Genomic DNA, 10,179 nt, shown 5'->3' on the forward strand with positions numbered 1-10,179 from the left:
TCAAAAACCCAGGCTCAAGTGTTCGGCGATCGGCCCAAGGGCCAGGGTCGGCAGGAAGGTCAGGCCACCGACCAGCAGGATGGTGACCAGCAGCAGGCCGGTGAACAGCGGGCCATGGGTGGGGAAGCTGTTGAGCCCCTGGGGTGCGCTTTTCTTTGCCGCCAGGCAGCCGGCCAGCGCCAGCACCGGCAGGATGTAGCCGAAGCGACCGACAAGCATGGCCAGGCCGATCATCAGGTTGTGGAACACCGTGTTGGCACCGAAGCCGGCAAAGGCCGAGCCGTTGTTGGCCGTGCCCGAGGTGTAGGCATACAGCAGTTGGCTGAAGCCATGCGCACCCGGGTTGCTTACTGCACCGGCCGGGCCTGGCAGGCTTGCGGCGATTGCCCCGAGCACCAACACGCCGACCGGCATCACCAGCAGGGTCGCCACCAGCAACTGCACTTCGCGGGCCTGCAGCTTCTTGCCCAGGTATTCCGGGGTGCGGCCGATCATCAGCCCGGCCAGGAACACTGCGATCAACACGAACAGCAACATGCCGTAAAGCCCTGCACCGACGCCGCCGAAGATCACCTCACCGACCATCATGTTGACCATCGCCACCATGCCGGTCAGCGGGTTGAGGCTGTCATGCATGGCATTGACCGAACCGTTGGAGGCTGAGGTGGTAGTCACTGTCCACAGCACCGAACCGGTGGTGCCGAAGCGGCTTTCCTTGCCCTCCATGGGGGCGCTTTGCTGTACCTGCGCGCTCTCGAGGGCCGGGTTGGGCTGGTACTCGGACCACAACGCCGTGCTGCCGCCGATCAGAAACAAGGCAAGCATGCAGGCAAGGATGGCGCGGCTCTGGCGCAGGTCCTTCACGTAGTGGCCAAAGGTGAATACCAGCGCCACCGGGATGAGAATGATCGAAGCCACCTCGAACAGGTTGCTCCAGGCCGTGGGGTTTTCGAACGGGTGCGCCGAGTTGACGCCGAAGAAGCCTCCGCCGTTGGTACCCAACTGCTTGATGGCGATCTGGCTGGCGGCCGGGCCCAGCGGAATGGTCTGCTCGGTGCCTTGCAGGGTGACCGCGTGGGCATAGTCGGCCAAGGTTTGTGGTACGCCCTGCCATACCAGCAGCAATGCCAGCAGCAGGCATAGCGGCAGCAAGCCGTAGAGGGTGGCGCGGGTCATGTCGACCCAGAAGTTGCCCAGCGTCGTGGCGCTGCGCCGGGCGATGCCACGGCACAGGGCGACCAGCACGGCCAGGCCGGTGGCGGCGCTGACGAAGTTCTGCACGGTCAGGCCGAGCATCTGGCTCAGGTAGCTGACCGACGCCTCACCGCTGTAGGCCTGCCAGTTGGTGTTGGTGACGAAACTGACGGCGGTGTTGAACGCCAGCGACCATTCCTGGCCGGGCAGATGCTGCGGGTTCAATGGCAGGTAGCCCTGCAACAGCAGCACGGCGAACAGCAGCAGGAACCCGGCCAGGTTGAAGGCCAGCAGGGCCAGGGTGTACTGCTGCCAGTTCTGTTCCTGGCTGGCGCGCACGCCCGCCAGCCGGTAGCAGGCCTGCTCGACCGGGCCCAGCATGGGCGACAGCCAGGTGCGCTGGCCTTCCATGACCTTGAAGTAGAACCGCCCGAGCCAGGGTGCCGGTAGCAGCACGATAGCGAAAAATGCCAACAGCAAGGCGAAGTCGTAACTGTGCATGGCCGCTCCCTAGCTGCGATCGGCGCGCAGCAGCGCCACCAGCAGATAAAACGCCAATGCCAACGCCAGCAGCAGTGACAGCCCGTCGAGCATGTTCATGTGTGGTTCTCCCCGTGGTGCGGCTTGGGCCGCTTTGGGGAAATTGTCCGAGGGAGAGGCGTAAAGGGGCGAGATCGGAGGATGGGGATGGGAATAAAGAAGGTGTAAAGATCAGCGGTTTGGGTTGTCTGTACTGGCCTCTTCGCGGGTGAACCCGCTCCCACAGGGACTCCACAAGGCTCAAGGCCTGTGCTGTACCTGTGGGAGCGGGTTCACCCGCGAAGAGGCCGGTACAGGTTTACTGCTGAGGCGGCTGCGGGGCGGCGTTGCGGCTCCAGTCCAGCAGCAGGCTGTAGCCGACCGCCAGCAAGGTCGGCCCGATGAACAAGCCAATGAAACCAAAGGCGATCAAGCCGCCGAACACGCCCAGAAGCACGATCACCAACGGCAGGTTGCCGCCACGGCTGATCAGGTACGGCTTGAGCACGTTGTCCACCCCACTGATGATGAAGGTGCCCCAAACCCCCAGGAACACCGCCATGCCGTATTCGCCCTTCCATACCAGCCAGGCAGTGGCCGGAATCCAGGCCAGTGGCGGGCCCATGGGGATCAGGCTGAGCATGAAGGTCACCAGCCCGAGCACGATGGCCCCGGGCACACCGGCAATCAGGAAGCCGATCAACGCCAGTACTCCCTGCGCGGCGGCCGTCCCGATCACCCCGTTGACCACCCGCTGCACCGTACCGGCCACCAGCTCCAGGTAATACTCGGCGCGCTCGCCCATCAAGCGGTGCAGCAAGCGCAGGACGAACGCCGACAAGCGCGGGCCATCGCGGTAGAAGAAGAACACGAACACCAGGCTGAGGGTCAGCTCCAGCACACCGCTGCCGATCTGCGCGCTGCGCGCCAGCAACCAGTTGCCCACCTGCCCCAGGTGCGGCTTGACCGAGGCCAGCAAGGCCGCGCCCTGCTGGTCCAGCGATTGCCACCAGCTGACCAGGCGCTCGCCAACCAACGGGATGCCACCCAGCCAGGCCGGCGCATCGGGCAGGCCGTCCACCTGCACGTCACGCACGAACGCCGTCGCATCGCGAATGTGATCCGCCAGGTTGAACCCCAGCCACACCAGCGGCAGCGCCACGATCAGGATCCAGGCGGTGGTCAGCAGGCTTGCCGCCAAGGTTTCGCGCCCGCCCAGCGCACGCGTCAGCAAGCGCATCAACGGCCAGCTGGCAAAGGCCAGGATGGCCCCCCACAATAGCGCTGAAATGAAAGGTGCCATTACCCACAGGCCGGCACCCAGCAACGCCAGCAGCAGAATCTGGACCAGCAAGCGGTCGTTGTTAGCCATGGTGGTGCTCGTTCAACGGATCAGTTCAAGGTGCAGGCCGTCGGTAGGCGCGCTACCGACTTCGAGGCGGCCACTGCGCACCCCCGCCTTGACCAGCGCCTCGCGCCAGGCTCCAGCCTGGGCGCCACTGAGGCTGGCACGCAGAGTGCTGTCAAGGTTCAGGCTGCGGGCCAGCAGGTTCGCCCAGGCGTCTTGCGGTGCGGCCAGGTCAGGGTAGTCGAGCTTGCCGGTGTCGCGCATTTCGCGCAGCACCGTGGCGGCGGTCGGCAACAGTTCGCCCAGGGGGCTGCCGGCGACGAACTCTTCCACGTGCAGGTAGGCGCGGCGGTTGCCGCGGGTGACGCTGTACAGCGCAACCAGGGTATCGGCCTGCTCCGCCGAGCGGCGCAGCAGGATGAACGCCTGCTGCTCGTCGCCGCCGTTGAGGCGGGCATTGCCGAACACATCATTGGCCCACAGGCTGGCCTCGCCGCAATCGCGGCCCTGGCACCAGAACAGCGGGTAGCCGCCATCGCGCTGCAGTGCTTCACGAGCGCTGGTGAAGGCTTCGCGGGCGGTACGTTCGACCGGCAGTTCATAGGTTACCGAGCTGACCTGGCCACGGCTTTCGACCTTGTCCTCGACCCGCAGGCGGCCGCTGATCTTGCGCAGCGGGCCCATGGGATAGACACGCTCCTGCTCCACGGCCGGGCGCTGGTCGACCACCTTGGCGTCCACCGGCACCGGCAGGCTGCCGGCCCACGACACGGGGCTGGAGAACACCAGGCAGGCAGCGAAGGCAATACGGATGGCAACAGGCGCGCTCATTGGCGACCCAGGCGGCGCTCAGCGCCGAGATAAAGCTCCAGGATGTCTGGCAGTTGCATGGTTGTCTCCCTGTTCAACCCGCCAAGCCTCGACACTTGTCCGGTGCAAGTCAAGCAAAGCCAAAGAAGCGATTGAAACAGTCTGCGACAAGGGCCGCGCCCTGCTCATCGTTCAGGTGCAGGTGATGGCCACCGGGCAGCGTCACCTGCTCAAAGGGTAGCTGCTCCAGCAACCCGGTGTGGCGCACCAGCATACCGTCCGCGGCGACCACCAGGCGCGCGGGGCAACTCACCCTGTGCACATAGGCCATGGCCTGGGCCTCGCTCAGGCGCACTGGCGAGGGCAGGGTCAGGCGGCTGTCGCTGCGCCAGCTGTAGCCACCGGGCACCGGCATCAGGCCACGCTGGGCCAACAGCTCGGCCGCCTCGCGGCTGACCGCGACCATGCCTTTCATGCGTGCCTGCACGCCCTGCTCCAGGGTCGTGTACACCGACTTGCGCTTGCCATCCAGGCGCAACTGGGCTTGCAGTGCCATGCCCAGCCGCTCACCGGCATCCTGCTCGGCGCCAGTCGGCGGGATGACGCCGTCGATCAGGGCCAGATGGCTGACCCGCTCCGGTAACGCGCCAGCCAGTTGTACCGAAATGATTGCCCCCAGCGAATGGCCCAGCAGGGCGAAACGTTGCCAACCCAGCTGTTCGGCCACACGCAGTACATCATGGGCGTAATCGGCCAGGGCGTAGCCGGCGCCGAGCGGCCGGTGCTCGGAGTAACCATGCCCGGCCAGGTCCAGGGCGACGATGCGCAGGCCTTTCAGCTGCGGCGCCAGGCGGGCGAAGCTGTTGGCGTTGTCCAGCCAGCCATGCAGGGCGATCACCGGCAAGCCGTGCTCGGGGCCAAACAGGTGCGCCGCCAGTTCGATATGGCCCAGGCTCAGGCGAATCTCCTCGACCTGTGCACTCATGCCTGGCTCCAGCGGTCGAACAGGCCTTTGATCAAGCTGGCAGTGTCGGTTGGCCGCTCCAGCGGAAACATGTGACCACCTGGCACACTGTGGTATTCACCCCTGGGCATACCGCGCACGGCCAATGTGTGGTGGCGGCGAATGACATTGCTGCGCTCGCCGCGGACCATGGCCAGTGGCACCTGCAACTGCCGCGCGGGCGCAGGGCTGGTATGCGGAATGCTGCGGTAGATGCTGATTTCCGTGGCCGGGTCGAAGCGCAGCTGCAGCCCCTGCTCCATCGTCTGCAGGCCGTGCTCTACGTAGGCATCGAGGCAGTCGGGGTCGAAATGGCGGAACAGTGACTTGCCGGCAAAATAGTCCCGGGCACTGTCGCGGTCATTGAAGGTTTCGCGGCGCCCCAGGGTGCGACCAGCCGGGGTGATACGGTCGATGAAGCCCAAGCGCTTGGCGGTACGCAGCAGCCATTGATCGGCGCGGGTAAGCACCGGCGAGTCGAGCATCACCACGCCGCGGTAGTACTCGGGGCAGCGCAAGGCGGCGTGCAGGTGCAACACCCCGCCCAACGAATGGCCGACACCCCATACCGGCTGGCCCTGCCGGGCCAGGTGGTGCAACAGTTCGTCGACCAGGCTCTGCCAGTTGTCGTCCACCGGAAAACGCGGATCGTGCCCGTGCTGGGCCAGGTGCTGCACCTGGTAGTCCGGCGCCAGGGCAGCAAACAGCTTGCCGTAGGTGGCCGAGGGGAAACCGTTGGCATGGGCGAAGAAGATCTGCTGCGACATGGCACCGGGTCCGGATGGGGAATGATGGCCCATTGTCGGCATCGCCGGGCGGTTCGGCAATGTCCGGAAAGGTCATCTGCGAGGGCAATCAGGTCAGGCTTGCGGGCGCAAATGTATTGCATCAATCTCCTGACCTGCGCGAACTCCTGTAGGAGCGGCCTTGTGTCGCGATGGGCCGCAAAGCAGCCCAAGGGTTTCAGCGCAGATGCACAAATTGCCGGGGCTGCTTCGCAGCCCATCGCGACACGAGGCCGCTCCTACAGCTGACCGCGGGGCTCAAGCCGGCGAGTTGATCGCCCGAAGGGTCATCAGACCAGCCAGTGGCCAGTCCCCTTCCAGCTCCGCCAGGCTTGCAGTGCTCATGCCTGCCGGTTGCTGCTGGTGACCATGCTCCAATGCCCCGACCAGGTTACCCACCAGCGGCTGGTGGCTGACCAGCAGCACATGCTCCAGGCCCAGGCGCTCGATTTCGCCGATCACCTGCTGCACATCACTGTCCGGCGTCAGCCAGGGCACGGTGCACACCGGCTCGGCGAAGCCCAGGGTGTCATGCACCAGGGCGGCGGTTTGCTGGGCGCGTACGTAAGGGCTGGCGATGATCGCCTGCAGCGGCTGGCCCAGCAGGCGGGCGGCGCTGTGCAGCACCTGCTCGCGACCATGGGCGGTCAGCCGACGCTCGGCATCGCTGTTGGCCCGCGGCTCCGCTTCGCCGTGGCGCAGCACCCACAGCTTCACAGCTTGGGCTCCTCGTCACGCACCGGGTGCGGGGCCGGGGCCACGGCGTGCGGCGCCTCGCCTTCCGGGGCGCGCGGTGCCGGCCAGTCGGCGAACGGCCAGGGCTTCTGGTCGCTGTGGAAGCTGCCGAAACGGCCGATCTGCGCCAGGTACTGGCTCAGGCTGTCGCCGAAGTTCATCAGGCTGGCGCTGGGGGCGCCGTACACCAGGCGGTAGATCAGTTGTACCAGCACCAGGCCACCGAGCAGCAGCTCGGCCAGTTGCCAGACCACCAGGAACACCAGCATCCACAGGACCCGCAGGATGATCGACTCGCGCTGGGCGCGTTCGGGCGTATCGTTCATGTGTTGCTCCTTGCTGTTGTCAGAGCCGCTGAAGGCTCAGTTGAAACCGCTGATGGAAATGAAATCGACATCGGTCTTCGGCTCGGCACGCATCAGGTGCTCGATCACCTGGTTCAGCGTGCGGCCTTCGAACAGGATGGCATGCAGGCCTGCCACCAGCGGCATGTACACCTGCACCTCTTGCGCCTTGGCCTTGAGCACCTTGAGGGTGTTGACGCCTTCGGCCACTTCGCCCAGGCGGTTGACCGCCTGCTCCAGGCTCAGGCCCTGGCCCAGCGCGTGGCCGACCTGGTAGTTGCGGCTCTTGGGCGAGGAGCAGGTCACGATCAAGTCACCGACACCGGCCAGGCCGAGGAAGGTCATGGGGTTGGCGCCCTGGCTGACGGCGAAGCGGGTCATCTCGGCCAGGGCGCGAGTGATCAGCATGCTCTTGGTGTTCTCGCCCATGCCCAGGGCCACCGCCATGCCGGCGATGATGGCGTAGACGTTCTTCAGCGCCCCGCCCAGCTCGACACCAAAGCGGTCGGCACTGGCGTAAACGCGGAAGGTACGCCCATGCAGCACCGCCTGCACCTGCTGGCACAGCTTTTCGTCTTCGCTGGCGACTACCGTGGCGGTCAGCGCATGCTCGGCGATTTCACGGGCCAGGTTGGGGCCAGACAACACGCCGATGCGCGCCTCGGGGGCGATTTCCTCGAGGATCTGGCTCATCAGCTTGAAGCTTTGCGCTTCGATGCCCTTGGTCAGGCTGACCAGGCCCTTGCCGCGCAGCAGCTCGGCATGCGGGGCCAGCACGCTGCGCAAGGCGCTCGATGGCAGGGCGACGAAAATCAGCTCGCTGGCTTGCAAGGTGGCCAGCAGGTCGCTGACCGGCTCGACGCCATCGTGCAGGCGGATGCCCTTGAGGTAGCGCGGATTCTCGCGATTGACGCGCATGGCCTCGGCCTGATCCGGGTCGCGCATCCATTGGCGCACCGGCACACCGTTTTCTGCCAGCAGGTTCGCCACGGCGGTGCCGAAGCTGCCGCCTCCCAGAACTGCAACAGGTTGCTGTTCAGTCATATCCAATCCGTTAAAGCCAAAAGTTAAGTGGCGACCGGGCCATTATACGGCTCGCCTGCTACAGAACCAGTGTCAGTACTGGCCTCTTCGCGGGTAAACCCGCTCCCACAGGTAAACGCAGCCTTCAGCAGCGGTACGGTCCTGTGGGAGCGGGTTTACCCGCGAAAGGGCCGCCACGGGCAATGCAGATCACTGGCAAATAAACCACGGTCAGTTACCATGCCTGTTTCAATCCTGATACAAGGCCGCTTTGTGTTCCCTGGCACGCCCCCGTACCCGCGCCTGCTCATACTGACTGCCCTGCTCGGTGGCCCGGCCGTGGCCGATGACCTGTTCATCGACAACACGGACCTGCCGCAGGTTCTGACCGCCACGCGCCTGAAACAATCCCCCGCCGCAGTCCCGGGCAGCATGACCGTGCTCGACAGCGAGCTGATCCGCGCCAGCGGTGCGCGGGACATCCCCGAGCTGCTGCGCCTGGTGCCGGGCATGATGGTGGGTTACAACGCCGGCAACCAACCCACGGTCAACTACCACGGTAGCAACGTCAACGATGCCCGGCGCATGCAGGTGCTGATCGATGGCCGTTCGGTGTACCGCGCCGGCCTGGCCACGGTGGACTGGAGCGACATCCCCGTGGCCCTGGAGGATATCGAACGCATCGAGGTGTTCCGCGGCCCCAACACGGTCAGCTACGGCGCCAACGCGTTGATGGCCGTGGTCAACATCCTTACCCGCAACCCTGCCGACAGCCATGGCACGCGGCTGAAGATGACCCGCGGCCAGGACGGCATCAACGATTTCTACGCGAGCCACGGTTTCGGCTGGGATGGTGGCGACATGCGCCTGTCGCTGTCCGGCCAGCAGGACGATGGCTTCGACGAGAACCAGTTCGGCCAGGACTACCGCGACAGCCGCCGGTTGACCCGCTTTACTATCAACGCCAGCCACAGCCTGGCACACGACCAGACCCTGGAATGGCAACTGGCGGCGAAGGAAGGCAGCAATCAGCGGCCTTATACCTATCAGCCGGTGTTCGCCAGGTACGAAGCCGGCAACAACGCTGATGTCAACGCCAAGGATTACGCCGGCTCGTTGCGCTGGACCAAGGATTTCAGTTCCGAGCACAGCCTGTATATCCAGGGCTCGGCCCAGCATTTCGACCGTCAGCAGGTGTGGCGCGCCTGTGACGCCTTGCAGTCGTTCAGCCCGGAATTGACCCAGCTCTGGCAAATCAACCCTGACTTCGCCGAAAAAGTGGCGCGCGGCATTGCTACCGGCGCGCCGCTTTCGACCGACGATCCGGTTCTGAAAGGGCTGCTGCAGAAGGTTCAGCAGCAGTGGGAGAACGGTGGCAAGAACCAGGTTTGCGGCGACGTCGACCAGAGCACCCGCGAAACCCGCTACGATCTGGAAATCCAGGACACCCTGAGCCTGACCGACAGCCTGCGCCTGCTCAGCGGCATGAACTACCGCTATGATCGTGCCGACTCGCAGACCTACTTCAATGGCAGCATCGACGACCAGACCTGGCGCCTGTTCGGCCAGCTGGAATGGCGCGCCGACGAGCACTGGATCCTGCAGGGCGGTGCCATGTTCGAGGACTCGCGCCTGTCAGGCAGCTCGCTGACCCCGCGCGTGGCGGTCAACTACCTGATTACCCCACGCCATGGCTTGCGTGCGGTGTACTCCGAGGCAGTGCGCTCGCCCGACATGTTCGAGAACAACGTCAACTGGAGCTACACGGTCAAGAACCTGACCCCCAACGCCTTCGGCCTGCAGAACGGCGAATACTTCGTCAAGACCCGCGGCCCGGGTGACCTCGACCAGGAACGCATGCGCTCTCGCGAGCTGGGCTACAACGGCTACTTCAGCGACATCGACCTGAACATGGATGTGAAGCTGTTCTACGACGAGATCACCGGAATGATCAGCGAGCCCCTGAAGAACAACCAGTACATCGCCAGCAATGCCAACAAGGCCCGTTTCAGCGGCAGCGAGGCGCAACTGGACTGGCGCCCGACCCTGCGCGACCGCCTGCGCCTGACCTACGCCTACGTGGATGCCTGGGCCAGCAACCACGCCGACCGCCGCCTCGGCGCCCGCAACAGCGGCTAGGCCGGGTGGGTGCGCGAGCGGGGTGACGACTGGTCGCGCGCGCTGTTCTATTACGGTGACGATGCACTNAACCAGTATCGCTACGAGCGCCTGGACCTGCGCCTGGCCAAGCGCTTCCGGGTGCATGGCAGCAACCTGTACCTGGCCGCGCTGTGGCAACAGCGCCTGGACGATGAGCCGACCACGACAATCCAGAACCGCTACAACAGCCGTCACCGGCTGAGCGTGAGCGCGGAGCTGGAGTTCTGATGGCCNTGCTGCTGCGCCTGTTGCTGTTGT

General features: G+C 65.2%; 9 protein-coding genes and 1 pseudogene. 1 reads left to right on the top strand and 9 read right to left on the bottom strand.

Annotated elements, in window-relative coordinates:
* The 9 genes from kdpA to JV551A3_RS21475 form a co-directional block, all read right to left on the bottom strand.
* Positions 1 to 1,695, bottom strand: a complete 1,695-nt coding sequence (gene kdpA, locus JV551A3_RS21430; RefSeq protein ID WP_133974143.1) for a potassium-transporting ATPase subunit KdpA — start codon at positions 1,693 to 1,695, stop codon at positions 1 to 3.
* A 9-nt stretch (positions 1,696 to 1,704) separates the two neighbouring features.
* Positions 1,705 to 1,794: a K(+)-transporting ATPase subunit F gene (gene kdpF, locus JV551A3_RS21435; protein WP_133974145.1), complete on the bottom strand. Its 90-nt coding sequence runs from the start codon at positions 1,792 to 1,794 to the stop codon at positions 1,705 to 1,707.
* Between the two features lie 238 nt (positions 1,795 to 2,032).
* Positions 2,033 to 3,085: an AI-2E family transporter gene (locus JV551A3_RS21445; protein WP_133974146.1), complete on the bottom strand. Its 1,053-nt coding sequence runs from the start codon at positions 3,083 to 3,085 to the stop codon at positions 2,033 to 2,035.
* Between the two features lie 12 nt (positions 3,086 to 3,097).
* A complete protein-coding gene (locus tag JV551A3_RS21450; RefSeq protein WP_133974148.1) occupies positions 3,098 to 3,892 on the bottom strand; it encodes a DUF4892 domain-containing protein in 795 nt (264 codons plus the stop codon).
* Positions 3,893 to 4,001: 109 nt separating this feature from the next.
* Positions 4,002 to 4,856 carry an alpha/beta hydrolase gene (locus JV551A3_RS21455; protein ID WP_112252969.1) on the bottom strand — a complete coding sequence of 285 codons (855 nt, stop codon included), beginning with the start codon at positions 4,854 to 4,856 and terminating at the stop codon, positions 4,002 to 4,004.
* The gene (locus JV551A3_RS21460) at positions 4,853 to 5,641 is read right to left on the bottom strand and encodes an alpha/beta fold hydrolase (RefSeq protein WP_133974149.1); all 789 of its coding nucleotides are present in this window, start codon (positions 5,639 to 5,641) and stop codon (positions 4,853 to 4,855) included. The genes JV551A3_RS21455 and JV551A3_RS21460 overlap by 4 nt, the downstream gene beginning before the upstream one ends.
* A gap of 276 nt (positions 5,642 to 5,917) precedes the next feature.
* On the bottom strand, positions 5,918 to 6,376 hold the full coding sequence (gene sixA / locus JV551A3_RS21465; RefSeq protein ID WP_133974150.1) for a phosphohistidine phosphatase SixA: 459 nt from the start codon (positions 6,374 to 6,376) through the stop codon (positions 5,918 to 5,920).
* Positions 6,373 to 6,720 (bottom strand): DUF4389 domain-containing protein, encoded by a 348-nt coding sequence (locus JV551A3_RS21470; protein WP_027592856.1) that lies wholly within the window; start codon positions 6,718 to 6,720, stop codon positions 6,373 to 6,375. Before JV551A3_RS21470 ends, sixA begins: the two co-directional genes overlap by 4 nt.
* Before the next feature lie 36 nt (positions 6,721 to 6,756).
* The gene (locus JV551A3_RS21475; RefSeq protein ID WP_133974152.1) at positions 6,757 to 7,782 is read right to left on the bottom strand and encodes an NAD(P)H-dependent glycerol-3-phosphate dehydrogenase; all 1,026 of its coding nucleotides are present in this window, start codon (positions 7,780 to 7,782) and stop codon (positions 6,757 to 6,759) included.
* Positions 7,783 to 8,001: 219 nt separating this feature from the next.
* Between JV551A3_RS21475 and JV551A3_RS21480 the strand changes: the two are divergent.
* Positions 8,002 to 10,149 (top strand): annotated as a pseudogene (locus JV551A3_RS21480) (TonB-dependent receptor plug domain-containing protein).
* The last annotated feature ends 30 nt before the right edge of the window (positions 10,150 to 10,179 follow it).

The sequence above is a fragment of the Pseudomonas inefficax genome (assembly GCF_900277125.1).
GTDB classification, from domain to species: domain Bacteria; phylum Pseudomonadota; class Gammaproteobacteria; order Pseudomonadales; family Pseudomonadaceae; genus Aquipseudomonas; species Aquipseudomonas inefficax.

Bases quoted from the DNA above. Each gene is read 5' to 3' on its own strand.
- kdpA (WP_133974143.1), bottom strand. From the start codon at position 1,695: ATGCACAGTTACGACTTCGCCTTGCTGTTGGCATTTTTCGCTATCGTG.
- kdpF (WP_133974145.1), bottom strand. From the start codon at position 1,794: ATGAACATGCTCGACGGGCTGTCACTGCTGCTGGCGTTGGCATTGGCG.
- JV551A3_RS21445 (WP_133974146.1), bottom strand. From the start codon at position 3,085: ATGGCTAACAACGACCGCTTGCTGGTCCAGATTCTGCTGCTGGCGTTG.
- JV551A3_RS21450 (WP_133974148.1), bottom strand. From the start codon at position 3,892: ATGAGCGCGCCTGTTGCCATCCGTATTGCCTTCGCTGCCTGCCTGGTG.
- JV551A3_RS21455 (WP_112252969.1), bottom strand. From the start codon at position 4,856: ATGAGTGCACAGGTCGAGGAGATTCGCCTGAGCCTGGGCCATATCGAA.
- JV551A3_RS21460 (WP_133974149.1), bottom strand. From the start codon at position 5,641: ATGTCGCAGCAGATCTTCTTCGCCCATGCCAACGGTTTCCCCTCGGCC.
- JV551A3_RS21470 (WP_027592856.1), bottom strand. From the start codon at position 6,720: ATGAACGATACGCCCGAACGCGCCCAGCGCGAGTCGATCATCCTGCGG.
- JV551A3_RS21475 (WP_133974152.1), bottom strand. From the start codon at position 7,782: ATGACTGAACAGCAACCTGTTGCAGTTCTGGGAGGCGGCAGCTTCGGC.